The organism is Mycobacterium sp. (assembly GCF_032162605.1).
Classification (GTDB): domain Bacteria; phylum Actinomycetota; class Actinomycetes; order Mycobacteriales; family Mycobacteriaceae; genus Mycobacterium.
Genome location: NZ_JAVROT010000023.1, coordinates 15,746 through 29,575, shown reverse-complemented (window position 1 = coordinate 29,575; position 13,830 = coordinate 15,746). Strand labels below are relative to the sequence as shown.

The 13,830-nt window shown below is 64.3% G+C and carries 10 protein-coding genes; 7 read left to right on the top strand and 3 right to left on the bottom strand.

What is annotated here, in order from left to right:
- Positions 1–229 precede the first annotated feature (229 nt).
- Positions 230–790, top strand: coding sequence for a YdcF family protein (locus tag QOI01_RS01070; RefSeq protein WP_526377772.1), 561 nt, complete (start codon positions 230–232; stop codon positions 788–790).
- Here the strand turns inward: QOI01_RS01070 and QOI01_RS01065 are convergent.
- From QOI01_RS01065 to QOI01_RS01055, 3 genes are all read right to left on the bottom strand, one after another.
- Positions 757–1,839: a glycosyltransferase family 2 protein gene (locus QOI01_RS01065; protein WP_526377770.1), complete on the bottom strand. Its 1,083-nt coding sequence runs from the start codon at positions 1,837–1,839 to the stop codon at positions 757–759. The genes QOI01_RS01070 and QOI01_RS01065 overlap by 34 nt on opposite strands.
- Positions 1,840–1,876: 37 nt before the next feature.
- The gene (locus tag QOI01_RS01060; protein ID WP_526377768.1) at positions 1,877–3,256 is read right to left on the bottom strand and encodes a nucleotide sugar dehydrogenase; all 1,380 of its coding nucleotides are present in this window, start codon (positions 3,254–3,256) and stop codon (positions 1,877–1,879) included.
- Positions 3,257–3,547: 291 nt separating this feature from the next.
- On the bottom strand, positions 3,548–5,503 hold the full coding sequence (locus QOI01_RS01055) for a heparinase II/III domain-containing protein (RefSeq protein WP_526377766.1): 1,956 nt from the start codon (positions 5,501–5,503) through the stop codon (positions 3,548–3,550).
- 361 nt (positions 5,504–5,864) lie between these two features.
- Here QOI01_RS01055 and QOI01_RS01050 point away from each other — a divergent pair, with 361 nt between their 5' ends.
- The 6 genes from QOI01_RS01050 to QOI01_RS01025 are packed head-to-tail and all read left to right on the top strand — an operon-like array spanning position 5,865 to position 13,814.
- On the top strand, positions 5,865–7,184 hold the full coding sequence (locus QOI01_RS01050) for a phenylacetate--CoA ligase family protein (RefSeq protein ID WP_526377764.1): 1,320 nt from the start codon (positions 5,865–5,867) through the stop codon (positions 7,182–7,184).
- On the top strand, positions 7,184–8,542 hold the full coding sequence (locus tag QOI01_RS01045) for a putative glycoside hydrolase (RefSeq protein ID WP_526377762.1): 1,359 nt from the start codon (positions 7,184–7,186) through the stop codon (positions 8,540–8,542). The genes QOI01_RS01050 and QOI01_RS01045 overlap by 1 nt, the downstream gene beginning before the upstream one ends.
- A gap of 35 nt (positions 8,543–8,577) precedes the next feature.
- Positions 8,578–9,180, top strand: a complete 603-nt coding sequence (locus QOI01_RS01040; RefSeq protein ID WP_526377760.1) for an AMIN-like domain-containing (lipo)protein — start codon at positions 8,578–8,580, stop codon at positions 9,178–9,180.
- Positions 9,167–10,807, top strand: a complete 1,641-nt coding sequence (locus QOI01_RS01035) for a hypothetical protein (RefSeq protein WP_526377758.1) — start codon at positions 9,167–9,169, stop codon at positions 10,805–10,807. Before QOI01_RS01040 ends, QOI01_RS01035 begins: the two co-directional genes overlap by 14 nt.
- A 47-nt stretch (positions 10,808–10,854) precedes the next feature.
- Entirely contained in the window at positions 10,855–12,300 is a 1,446-nt protein-coding gene (locus tag QOI01_RS01030) for a P-loop NTPase family protein (protein WP_526377756.1), read from the top strand.
- A complete protein-coding gene (locus QOI01_RS01025; RefSeq protein WP_526377754.1) occupies positions 12,300–13,814 on the top strand; it encodes an O-antigen ligase family protein in 1,515 nt (504 codons plus the stop codon). Before QOI01_RS01030 ends, QOI01_RS01025 begins: the two co-directional genes overlap by 1 nt.
- Positions 13,815–13,830 lie beyond the last annotated feature (16 nt).

Genomic DNA, 13,830 nt, shown 5'->3' with positions numbered 1-13,830 from the left:
CGGCCAACCAGGACCCGTCACGGTCTGAGCCCCATACGGGCTAACGTCGCGCTGCAACCCCACGACCCTTACTCCCCTCGCGCGCCGTCCAGCAATCGGATTCAGATTACCGCCGCCGGGGGTAGTCGGGACGCACCAACTGGATGCGCCTGTGGGAAATGGGATAGCTGCAAGCACCACGACGGCTCGGAGGCGGCGGCCCCGATGCGCGAGTGGTTAGGCTTGGGGGGTGCACGACGGTCGGAAGTCCCGGCGTCGCGCGCTCCGGCTCATCATGGTCGCCGGCACACTAATCGTGGTTGCCGGCGCGGCAGGGCTCCCGGTGTACGTCCGGCCTCAAGTCGACCCGCTTCGCCACGCCGACGCGATACTGGTGCTCGGTGGGCCCGATTACAGCCGGTACGAGTACGGTTTCGAACTCGCCGAGCAGGGCTGGGCACCAAGCCTCGTGATCTCCAACCCGTCCGGCGACGACGATCGCTGGCTGAGCGGGCAGTGCGCCGAGCCGCGCCGGACTTTCACGGTCCACTGCTTCACCCCTGATCCGGCCACGACCAAGGGTGAGGGCCGTGAGCTTCAGCGGCTCGCATCGTTATACCGTTGGCGCACAGTAATTGTCGTAACCATTCGGCCGCACATCTCCCGAGCCCGCTTCATTCTCACGCGCTGCTTCGACGCCGAGTTCGTGATGGTCCCGAGTCCCGGGAACATATCCGTGCCGTACTGGGCATACCAATACCTCTACCAGACAACGGGTTACGTGCGTGCGCTGATACAACCTGGATGCTGACGAACGCAACCTGGACGGTACGAAGACTCGGACCGCTTGGCTGCAGCCGAACGGAGCCGAACCCACGAGACGAAACATTCGAATTGCTCCTCCGCCCGCTGCTTCAAGGGATGGATCCAGCGAAGGACTCCCGGCGCTACGGTGACGGCCAACAGGATTGCGACACTGCGCAGCGTTTGCCGTTGAGCGAACGCATCTGCTGCCAAGTTCCGCGCCGCCCGGTCATCGCCGGTGAGAAGCGCGCTTCGCGCTTGCCGCAACCGTTTCCAGTAGCGGATCCTTCGCAACGTCGCGTCGAGCGCATCTGCCTCAACGGGGGTGGACGGCTCGACCGTGTTGAAGGCCCGCTCCAATTCCGCCTCGAACGCGTCGACATTTGCCGGGTCCCTGCTCAACGAATCGCTACGCAACCGGTAGCAGGCAAGGCGCAACGGCAACACCCGGACGTTGTACTTGCAAACGATCCGGAGCCAGAAGACCACGGATTCGTCCACGTCTGGAATGCCCGGGTCGAAACCACCTACCGCATCCCATGCCTCACGTCGGACCGCTGCGGTGTAGTAAGGCACCAGGCCCCCGAGTACGTCCGCCAGAACAAGGTTCTCGTTGGGATCGATCCGCGTCTTCACCCCGATCGACCGCAGGTACCCGCCGACGTGCTCCGGACCGTCATCGGTCATCCGGCTCGCGTCGACGCCAACGGCATCGACCGTCGGATCGGAGTCCAGCAGCGTATTGACCTCAGTGCAGTAGTTCGGCATCAACAGGTCGTCACTGTCGAGGACGCAGAGGTAGCGCCCGGACGCGCCGCCTGCGGCCGCCATCACCCCGCCGACGTATCCCCTGTTCTCCTGACGGATCAGCTTGATGCGCGCGTCGGCGGCGTACTCCTCGACGATCGCCGCGATTGCATCGGAGTTGCCGTTGTCGACAACGACCAACTCCCAATCCGGACAGGTCTGTGCGACAACCGAATCGATCGTGCGGCGCAAGAAGCGCTCAGTACGATAGGCCGACGTCAGAAAACTGAATCTCGGCACTTCCTTCATGGCTGTCCCCGTTTCCACGACTGTCCCCCGATTCGTTCTACCAGGCAATTCCGACGTACCCCGGCGTGAGCCGACGTACTTCCGCGTCCGGGAGTCGGACCAGATCGATCAGGGTGTGCTCAGCCCCGATCCGGTCGACCGCTTCCAGGACACTTCGATCGTTGGTTCCGGCAATGAAGATCTCGCCGTGTTCGAGCACCGATTCGACGTCACCGGTCAGCATCTGGTTGATGTGCGGAAGGTGCTCTTCCAGATATGCGCGGTTGGCGCCCAACAACTTTGACAGTGCGACGTTCGCATCGTAGATGCGCACGTCGTAGCCCTTCCCGATCAATCGTTCGGCCAGTTCCACCATCGGACTTTCCCGAAGGTCGTCGGTGCCGGGCTTGAACGCGAGCCCGAAGATTCCGATCTTCCGCTTCGCCATGGGAAGGATGCTGTCGATGACCCGGCGGATCTGCATTTCGTTGGACACCAGGATGTTGGCCAGAACCGGAAGCTCCAGGTCATGCGACCGCGCGGTGTGGGTGAGCGCTCGGACGTCCTTCGGCAAACAAGAGCCACCGAACGCAAACCCTGGGCGCAGATACGCCGTGCTGATGTTCAGCTTGGTGTCGGCCAGGAAGATGTCCATGACTTCGTGCGAATCCAACCCAAGGGCCGCGCACAGGGTGCCGATCTCGTTGCCGAACGTCACCTTGAGCGCGTGGAAGCTGTTGTCGACGTATTTCGTCATCTCGGCGACCCCGATGGGCACTCTGAAGCGCGGTCCGCCAAGACCCTCGTACAGGCTCATCACGGCCGACCCGCTGCGCTCGTCGCTTTCCCCCACGACTGTCTTCGGCGGGTTGTGAAAATCGGCGACGCTGGTGCCCTCGCGCAGGAACTCGGGGTTGACGCACACGCCGAAGTCGACGCCGGCACGCTTGCCCGACGCCCGTTCGAGAATCGGGATCAACACCTTCTCGCACGTGCCGGGGACCATCGTGCTGCGGAAGACCACGACGTGCCGGGCCTGCTTGACGGCGAGAGCTTCGCCGAGCTCCTCACTGACGCTCTCGAGGTACCGCGTCGATAGCCCGCCGCCCGCACCGGACGGTGTTCCGACGCAGACGATCGAGATGTCGGACCCCAGCACCGCGTCCAACGGGTCGGTGCCGACGGTCAACATTCCGTTGCTCACCACCTCCGTCGTCAGTTCACCGATGCGCTCCTCGACGACAGGCGACTGGCCCCGGCGTATCAGCTCCACCTTCTGCGGGTTCGCATCAACGCCGATCACCACGTGGCCGCGGTCGGCCAGGCAGGCCGCCGACACACAGCCGACATAGCCGAGCCCGAACACACTGACCTTGAGCAGGTCCGCGCGGACGTGGACTGGCCGCGGCGTGAGCTCGCGATCGTTAAGAAGTGTCATGGTCGTGCGAGTTTAGCAATGTTTCATCACGTTGCAATAGCTGCGTTCCAATTCCTTTTATCCGTATCAGATGCCTTGTATTGATGATCTTTGATGTTCGCGGTGACAGTCTAGGCAAACAATGAGTAGGTAATAATGAGAGATCGGTGCGGTTTCGAGCGGCGAAAGAGTCCCGCGGCGAATCGCGGGTGCTGGTGCGCGTTCGTCGACGCGCGGCCCAACCGCGTCGGGCCGACCAAGGCCTGGTGACCGCCGCGGGAAGTCGACTAACTACGAGACGCGCCGCACGGATCAAGCAGACGTGGTGAGCGGCTCTACTGATACGGAGCCGAAGCGCGTCGTGTCGATCAATGCGCGGTGATGCTGCCGGGTGTCCGACCACGAGACGTCGAGGAAACCGGCACCATGCGAGATCGTCAGATCGCACACCCCGCGACCACCTGCGGCCGGTTGGATCACCGTTGCCACGGCGAGGGGGAGTTCGCCCACACCCGACGATCCGACGAGCCACGCCGGCTCTCGCGACTCGAGTCGGTTCGACCACCAGCCCAAGCCCCGGTGCTCGTCCCCACGGATCTGCTCGTCGACGAGCTGTCCGGTAGCCGCCGCGGCGATGTGTATGACGGGCGATCCGTCACGGGAAGCGACATGCCCGATCGCCGCACGAACGACGTCGAGCGACGGTTCAAGCGGCCAGGACGTGCGCACCTCGTGCCGACCGGCGCCCGACACCAGGTCCACCACGAGGACGGCGTCACCATCGAGGTTTGCAATCAGCCAACGGCGATGTGTAACCGCCTCGGCCAATCTTCGGTAGCCGTAATGCTCGGCGTCGACGACCCCGGCTTCCAGATCCACGGCGAGCACCCGGACGCGCGCGTGCTGACCCCACATGAATGGGCCGCCGACGACCGATTGGTCGCAGCGATCCACTTCGACCGTCCCGTGCACCCGGGTCCCGCGATGGACGCGCCGCCAGTCGGGGTGGCCGTAGTAACTCGCCGCCCCAGGATCGCCGATCACGTCGTGCCCGTCCAAGCTGATCGCCACCGACAGCGCGTCCGCGTGCCCGTGAGCAGCGATGGAAAGGAACCCGAGCGGCGCGACGTCCATCAGCACTCTTCGGGCACCCCTCCGCAAGACCACCAGTCCGCCGTCGGGCGCGTAGTGGTTCGCACCGACGGATTTCAGCGTGGTGCACACCGGCTGCTCAGCCGATGATCGCTCCAAGTCGCACAGCTGGCCGAACCATTCCGACGACCACGTCGCAGCGCCATGACGGAGGGCCGCAGGAGAGCCGGTCAACGCGGCCACCAGGCCCAGGTGGTCGCGGACGGTGCGCATTGGCGTCGGGTCGAGACGCAGTGCGAAGCCCTCATCGTCATCGCCGTAGCGCGGTGCCGGATCGGACTCGCCCACCAGCGCCGACAGATATGCGGCGCTGCGATCAACGGCCGCGCGAATCGCCTGCGGCAGCCTTCCGTCGCGTTCCAACAGCAGCGCGCCGACGACGAGCATCAACTCCACGGTGAACATCTGGTAGCCGACGGCCTGCTCAGCCCCCGCTCCATCGGGGAGAAGCTGCCGGGCTGCTTCCTCCTCCAACACGGCGAGCGCCCGGCGCTCCCACTTCTGCGCACCAGGCAGTTCCGGGAAGAGCATGGCGACCACGGCCAGCCCGGCCATCTCGCCGATCAAGTGGTTGTTCGCGGAGCTGTAGCGCGAACGATCGACGTAGCAGCGGTGGGCGGATGCGGCGAGCATCGCCATGATTCGGCCGAACCGTTCGGCAGTCAGCTCTGGATGATCGCGAAAACCCTGCAGTGCCAGGGCAACTGAAATCACGCGGACGCCCGGCTCGAACGGATTTCGCCAGCCTATCCCGATTCCTGGCGGGTTCTGTTCGATCCAAGAGTCGAGCTGTTCAAAAGCCGCCGTCCCGTACCCGACGGCTCCAGTGATCAACCACGCCTGAGCCAGCCATGGCAGATGCTGTAGCCGATTGAGTTCCCAAATCCACTTCACATCGGCGTTGGCGGCCCGGTAATCGATCTTCGGCGATGCATCCCAGCTCACGTTGGCGAGCGGGTCGAAATGCCAGTCGACGGGCTTGGGTAGTTCGACCTCCGCGTATCCGAAGTAGCCAAAGCGCATACTCGCGGCCCGATCCGCTGCCTCGAGTAACGCGGTCGCCAGCGCCGGCTGTCGTGCTGCGATCCGGCCCGCCCGGGCCCGATCAAGGAGCACGGGGCGTCCTTCGGAGTCGCGCAAACGCGCCAGAGCGTCGTCCCGCGCAAAGTCGGGAAATGCCAGCGACCAGTCCGTACCGTCACTTCTCAGCTGTTCCAGCTGACCCGCGACTGAGCGCCCAAGACGCCATCCGAGCTCGCCAACACTCATCGAGCGAAGGCGGCTAGCATACCAACGCAAATTTGCCACAATCACCTCTATCGTGTTCTTTCACGACCGCCATCGAACGGCCGTCTACTCTCGAATTCTCGCACAACAGCCCGAACAGGTAGCATGCGTGCGTATCAAGTCTGCACTGAGGACCTCCACGCGGTCCCTGGATTACGTTGCTGTGAATACTTGAGGAAAGTAATGGGAGATGGCTCCACGACTACCCGCGGCCAGTGTCGGTCACCGGATGCGGTCCGCCCACCCCCTTCGGGCAACCATGCGCAGACAGCTGGACTCGCTAGCTCATGCCGACGCCGCAACGATCCGCAGGAGCCAAGAACGGCAGCTGCGAGCCCTGGTGAAGTACGCAGCGGTGGCCGCTCCGTTCTACCGAAGGTACTTCCGGGAGAACGGCATAGACCCACGGTCCATCCGCACCCTCGACGATCTGCGCCAACTACCCGTGCTGACCCGCGACCACCTCGTCGAACACTTCGAAGACTTCTGCGTGTACCCGCGCCGGCTGATGTGGAAGGCGAGTTCGAGTGGGACATCGGGGCGCCCCGTGCGCGTCTGCCGGACGCCTGGTTCGTCTGTCTACGAGCTCAGCGCGCTGGAGCGACAGTGGAGTTGGTTCGGCCTGCGACCAGGGGCACGTCGAGTCATCTTGCGCGGCAGCGATTTCGCAACGGACGACCCCACGAAGGTGACCAAGCAGGTGCCCGGAGCGCACCAGTTGCTGGTGTCCAGCTTCCATCTCGTCCCGGACAGGCTTGACGAGATCCTCGCCGAGCTGCGGGTCTTCAAACCCGACGCGATCGAAGGATGGCCTTCGAGCATCGCGCTACTGGCATCCCTGATCCGCGAACGCGGTGAGCGGTTCCCCGTTTCCGCGGTGATCACATCGTCGGAGGTCATGAGCGCGGGCCGAGTCGCGCTCATCGAAGAAGTGTTCGGCGGCCCGATCATCGACCACTACGGTCAGACCGAGCGCGTGATGATGGCGGGCGACTGCGAACGAGGCGGATTCCATGTCTTTCCCGACTACGGCATCGTCGAACTGCTGCCCGTTCCAGGCACGGACGACCGTTGGGAGTTGGTCGGCACGCCGCTGCACAACTGGGGCTTTCCGCTGTTCCGTTACCGCACGGGAGACGAAGTCGGCGCAGCACCCGAGGGACCCTGCCCGTGCGGCCGGTCCTTTCCACGACTAGGGCCCATCGCCGGCCGGATCGAAGACTCTTTCACGGCCGCCGACGGTCGGCCGATTCCCTTGCCCGCCACTGTAATCGACGACCTCGAAGGTGTCCGCGAGGCGCAGATCGCACAGCTCGGCCGTGGCCGCTTCGAAGTCAGAGTGGCACCTGCCGCGGACTTCAGGGAACAAGCCGTGCAAGCGGCGGTACGACACAATGTCGAACGGTTGATCGGCAGCGGACAGCTCGTGACCCTTCGCGTGATGCAACAAATCCCTCGATCCAAGAGCGGCAAGCTCAGGTCTGCCGTCGTCGACAGCGGGTGTGACTGATGAAAGTCATTGCACGCCTGCAGATTCTGCTACTCGTAGCGATTCTGACCGCATCGTGTTGGTCCGCCAACGTCGACGTCCCGATCTCGTCGGCACAGCCCGCCCCCGTTGCGCCGAACCCTCCAGCGCCGGTGAACTTGACCTTCCCCAGGACCGCCGCCTACTTCCTCGACCAACACAACCTGCCATCGGTCGACGAGCTGGCGCGATATGACGTCGTCGTTCTCGACAACGACTGGGCCAACCGCATGCCGCGCTCCTTCTTCGACGAACTCCGTTCGCGCAATCCACGATTGAAGCTGCTTGCCTATGTCAACGTCGTCGATTCGGTGCATGAGATCGGGACCTACGACTACTGGGCCAACGCCTACAAGCTGTGGCAGCTCGACCCATCGACAAGACAGTCGGCTTTGCCCGACAAATGGCTTGCGCGGACCGCGGCGGGTGTCCCGGTTCACGAGTGGGAGGACCGGATCATGACCAACCTGACGGACCGATCGCCGCGCATCAACGGTCAGCTCTTCGTCGAATACGCCGTGGACTGGATAGTGAACACCGTGTGGTCCACCGGTATCTGGGACGGCATCTTCCTCGACGTCTGGGGCGACCACATCTGGTCGGCCGACTCGAACAAATGGGACATCGACCGTGACGGAGTCGACGAGACCGATGACGAGATCTACGGACCGGGCGGCCCATGGGCCCGCGGACTTGCCATTGGCGAGCAGCGCCTGCGGGCAGCGCTTCCAGACGCGCTGATCCTGGCGAACGGTGACCGGACTCTCGAAGCGGGCAGGCTCAACGGAAGGGTGTTCGAAAGCTTCGCGGACCCAACGGTGCGGCCCGACGATGTATCCGACGTCCACTCCTACGTCGCGTCCGCTTCGGGCGGCGGCATGAGTTGGCCCCCGACGACGATCAACATCAATACGGAAAGAGAGCCGCCCGGCTCTCCTGCGGCATTGCGCAAAGCCCGTTTCGAGTTCGGTGCGACATTGCTCCAGGACGGTTACTGGGCTCCCATGGGAAGCGACTACGGGAAACTGGAGTACTACGACGAGCTGGATGGCGCCGGGCTGGGTCGCGGTTATCTGGGCAATCCCCTGGAGCAAGCTCCGTCGATGGACCTGCTGTCGCGACGCTCGGCGTCGGGCACCGGGTCACCCGCGGACGGCGCGTTCCGACGCGACTTCGACAACGGCATCGTCATCGTGAACACCTCACCGGCGCGAGTGACGATTCCGCTCGAGCGGACGTACACCAAGCTCAAGGGTACCCAAGACCCAGCAATCAACGACGGTGCACAGGTCAACGCGGTTACCATCGGCTCGCATGACGCGATCGTGCTGCTCCGATGAACGCGCTGACCAGCGCAGAGCGGATACGGTGCGCGATGAGAACTAGCCTGCGGTCCACGGTCGACTTGCTCGGAATCGTCGTATTGACGTCCGTCGCGGTCGGCTGCAGCAACCACGGTTCGGCGGACAACGGCTCGAGTGCAGCATCGGATCCGTCGGCGGTGCAGTCCGTCTCGACGTCGGCGCCCGACCCACTGGCCGAGGCCAACATCGATCGCAAGACACGTCGACCCGACCCCGACGCGACGGCGATCACCTTGACCAACATTGCCGTCACCCGCCAAGACGACCACGATCAGGCGGTACTCAGCTTCACCGGGTCGGCCACCCCGGGTTGGGCCGTGCAGTACGTGGACACACCGATCCAGAACGGCACCACCGATCCCCTCAAGTTGCCTGGCCAATCGCGGTTGGAGGTACTCGTCCTGGAAACTCCGAGCCCCTTCACGAATCCGGCCGGCTACACCGGGCCGCCGGTAGTCTTCGACAACGACACCCCTCAGATCAATACCGTCCAGTTCGCGTCCCAAGCGTCCGGGATCACGCAGCTGTTCGTCACGCTGAACGGTGTCAAGCCGAAGTTCAACGTGTCGTCGCTAGCCGACCCGACGCGAATAGTCATCGATGTTGCTGACTGAGCGACGGCGGATCACGGCAAGTGGCCCCGCCCTCGCGCTGTTCGCCTCGGTATTCGCCGTTCACGGGGTGATCGCGCTCGTCGTCGGCACTCATGGATGGGACGATGGATCCATCACCGTCGCGTTTGCGCGCACGTTTGCCGACTCTGGGCGGATTGCGATGACCCCGCTGTCGGAGGTCGTCGAGGGTTATTCGAGTCCGTTCTGGATGCTCGTTCTTGCCGCGACGTTTCGCGTCCTGCCCTTGGACTTCAACGGCATGTTGCTCGCCAGTCAGCTGTGGGCGGCAATCTTCGCGGCGCTGGGCTCGGCGTTGCTCTACCTCCTGTCGCGGCCCTTCCTGAAGTCGGCAGCGCTTCCGCTCAGTTTCGTCGTCTTCGTCTCCAGCGGGTTCTTCAACGAGACGGCCAACGGCATGGAGATGACGGCACTCTCTGCGGCGGCGTTGGCAATGATCTGGGCCCTCCGGACGCGCGGCAGGATGCCCTTCGTGTTTGCGCTTGCTGCACTCATACCGTGGATCCGGCTGGAGGCGGCCGGATACGTCATCGCGGGCGCCGTGCTGGTCGCCGTCGTTTCGCGCGACTACCGACGCGCTACCGCACTGATTGGTGGCGCGCTGGTCTCCGTCGTCGTGCTGACCGGGTTGCGGCTGGCCATCTTCGACTCGGTGCTGCCGAACACGATGTTGGCAAAACAGTCGGCGCCCTACCCGTACAGCACGACACTGGCCGAGCGCCTCGCAGGCTGCAAGACCGTGACCAAGGAGATCCTCTACGTCTGTGCCCCGGGAGCCATCATCGCCGTCGGCGCATTGCTCGGCCGCCGCCCTGAGCCGGGGGTGATCCACACGGCGCTGACTCGACTGCGAGCTCGATCCGTCACCCCGGTAATCGGTTACGCCGCTGGATACCTCGCGGGCGTCGCGGCGGCGAACCTGGTGCTCGGGCCGAATTGGGGCTATCTCGGCCGAATGGAGCAGTCATCCGCAGCCGTTGCCGTGATGTTCGTCGTGTATTGCGTGCCGCGCGCGACGCGGACGCTGCAGGCGCCGCTCCGACTTGCCGGGGTGGTGGTCGCGCTGCTGCTGGTGGCGGCTTACGGTGTGGACCACCAACGCGTCGACGCGGTTGCTCATCCCGGCGACGCCGAAGCGATCACGCCTGCTGCCTACCGCCAGACGGGCGAAGCCCTCGAGGTCGTCCGTCGCGCCCTTGGCCACGAGTCCATGTCCGTCCTGACGCCTGACATCGGAGGAACGAGCCTGTGCTGCACCAACTTGCAGGTGCTCGACTCCGGTCTGTTGGCCAACGGCGAGCTCGCGCGCCAAGGATACGTGGCGCTCGGCGGTTACCTGACGACCAACAGACCTGACGCCATCGTCACCCATTCGGTGTGGTCGGACGCGTCCCACCTCTACGAGCTGCCATACTTCCGCCCGAACTACTCGCCGGTCACGGTCGACGGCATGTGGTTCTACCTGCGAAACGATCTACTCGATCGACTCGCCGATCGTTGCACGGACATCCCGACTGCAGCCACGGAGTCGTTCCGTTACCGGGGGACCGAGATCGACGAGACCTACATTCGCACCTTGGGACTGACCAGCGTCTGCGAGCTTCGATGACGTCGAGCTCCCCAAACCGAACCGACGAGTCCCCAGGGAGAAGACCTTTGGACGCCACCCGCGAAGACCCGGCCACGCCCGAGGAGTCCGGTCTGGAGCAACCACACCGCGCGGGTCCACCGGTCCGCGGCCTCGGGATCCAACTCGATCGGATTCGCCGACACGTCTGGCTGGTTACCGCGATCGTGCTCGTCTCGGCGATCGCGGCGGGAGCTGCGGCGGTCTCGTCGAAGTCGACATTCACTGCGCAGGCCGTGCTTTCCGTGGCCAGTAAGACGAGGGCGCCCACGGAGGACGCCGCGCTTGCGCAGGGTTACGTGCTGTTCTTCAACGAGAGCAACTACCGCGACCAACTCGCTGAACGTGCGAAGGTCGGCGACGACGTCAGCGCGATCGGTGCGCAGACCGCCGGGCTGAGTCCCGTCTTCTACATCACTGCGACCTCGACGTCCCGCGACACCGCACAGGGGGCTGCCTCGGCGATCGCGCAGGCCTTCGCCGACGAGATCAATGCCCGCCTGGCTGTGCAGCGCGACGCCAGCGTTGCGGCAATGACCGACAATCTGCACGCGGCTTACCAGGACAGGACAGATCCGGAAGCGCTTGCGGCCCAGACCCAGCTGCAACAGCAGATCGACCAATTGAACTCGGACACGGCCAACCAGGTAACAGTGCTGGAGCCCGCCGCGGGTGTGACCGAAGAGGGGTCGGGGGCGCTCGAAACCGTCGCCATGCTGTTGATCGGAGGGCTGCTGGTGGGGTGCGCCGCGGCGATCGCAGTTGGCATCAACTCGAAGCGGCTCGACACCGACTACGACGTCGCCGAAAAGCTCGGCATCGAACCGCTCGACGTGCTGCCAAGCCCATCTGACACGCGACACTCGGCTGTTCACGCCGTGCGCGTGCAGCACCTGTTGAACGTGATCGTCCGCACCCAGAGTGCACGCCCGGCCGCCGTCACCGTCGCACCAGCGTCAGAAGGCGACAGCGCGAGAGAGCTCGCAGCGGCGATGGCGCAACAACGTGCCGCGCAGGGTGTGCAGACGGTGCTGGTCGACGCGAACATCCGCGCCGGCGACGACCGCACTGCTCCCGGACTGGCTGAACTCTTGTCCTCCGACCCCGTCGAGATCGAGAGCGTCGTCGAAACCCGTTCAGAGAAACTGGAAGTCATCGGTCCGGGTCGCCACAACGGCGACCCCTACGAATTATTCGATCGGGACCGATTCTCCCATTTGGTCGAAAGGCTGCTCGAGCGAGCGGATTTCGTCGTCGTCGCCGCACCAGCCCTGGCCCGTGCCGGGGAGGCGCAGGTGATCAGCGACGTCACCCAAAGCGTACTTTTGGTGATTGACGCGGGCACTCGACTCGAGGATGCGCGGGAGGCCGCTCGCGTGCTCGACCAGGTCGATGCGACTCTCGTCGGCACGGTTCTGGTCGAGCGCTCAGGCCGCCTGCGGATGTCGAAGTCCTCACCCAATAAGTCCAACTGATGGTGGACAGCGCGCCCGTCGTCGACTCCGAACCACACGTGGACGCTCAGGCCGACGACAGCGGACGGCGGCGGAAGTGGGTGAGCGTCGCATTGCTGGCGTTGACGTTTGTCCTCGCAGCGGCGGCCGCACTGAAGGTCACCGACGGCTTGGCTCCATTCGCGGTCATTCTGATTTGCGGTGGAATAGTCGGTGTCGTCGGCCTTCGAAATCCCTTGTGGGCGCTCATGTTCCTGCTCGTCACGCTGCTCTTCCGCTTGGCGCTGCCCGACGTCCCCGCAAATCCGTTTCTGGCTGCGTCCGCGCTTCTGGTCATATCCACCGGCATCTGGCTCGTCACCAACTCGTCCTACCGACCGAAGTTGGGCGCGGTCGAAGTCGCCATGCTCCTGTACGTCGGATGGAACGTGTACTCGATGGCGCAGGACCACGAGTTCCCGGCGTGGGACGTCGACTTCACCGGTCACCTGTCGCTGTGGCGCTATCTACTGGTCGGCACCGTCATCCCGTTCGTCGTGTACTACGTATCACGGGCGCTGTTCGGATCGATCGCCGCGATCCGGACGATGTTGGTCACCGTTGTGGTGCTCGCCGCGTACTCAGCCGCGGTGAGCATCATGCAGTTCACTGGTCCGACCGCACTAGTGTGGCCCAGGTACATCATCGACGCGCCCAACTGGCCGGACCGTGCCAATGGCGTCCTGAATCAGCCTGGATCCAACGGCGTCGTGCTCATCATCGGATACGCGGTCGCCATCCTGCTTGCCGCTACCATGACGCGAACGCCTTGGCGGCGAGTAGTGCTCTGGGGCATCGCCGCCGCATGCGGCTACGCCATCTACCTGACGCATACGCGGGCGGTATATCTCGGCTTCGTCCTGGTCGTGGTCATAGGTGCGTTGCTGGCCAAGGGATTTCGCAGGCCCTTCGTCACGACACTCATAGTGCTCGGCATCGGATTGGCTCTGAACTGGAGCACCTTTACGAGTTCGGACCGCGAAGCTGGTGGCGTTGGCTCGACGAACGAGGTGTACGACAGGCTGAACGCGGATGCGACGGCGCTGTGGGCATTCGCCGAAAAGCCATGGACAGGATGGGGATTGGGCCGCTTCCTCGCGGTCAACACATTCCATCACCAACAGTATGCGCCGGACGTGCCATGGATCCGCGGACTTAGCGTCGCGTCCCACTTCAACGAGCTCGGCATCCTGGCTGAACTTGGAATCATCGGCTTGGGCCTGTGGCTCGCCGTCTTGGTCATGGTCATCGCGAAGCTCATCCGAGGCATTCGGACACTCCCCTCGGACGACGCGATGGGACGCCCACTCGCCGTCACGGCACTAATGGCAATGTCGGCGCTGAGCTGCCTCGGTGTCTTCGCCGATCTCAGGCTTCTCGACTACCCGAATGCGGTCGCGTTCTGCATGGCGGGCGCCGCGGCAGGAACTCTCGACCGATTCCGGAACGCAACCGCCGTCGCGCCCTACGTGCGGATCCCGCGATTGCGGCGCTAGCGCAACGCCAACTGGC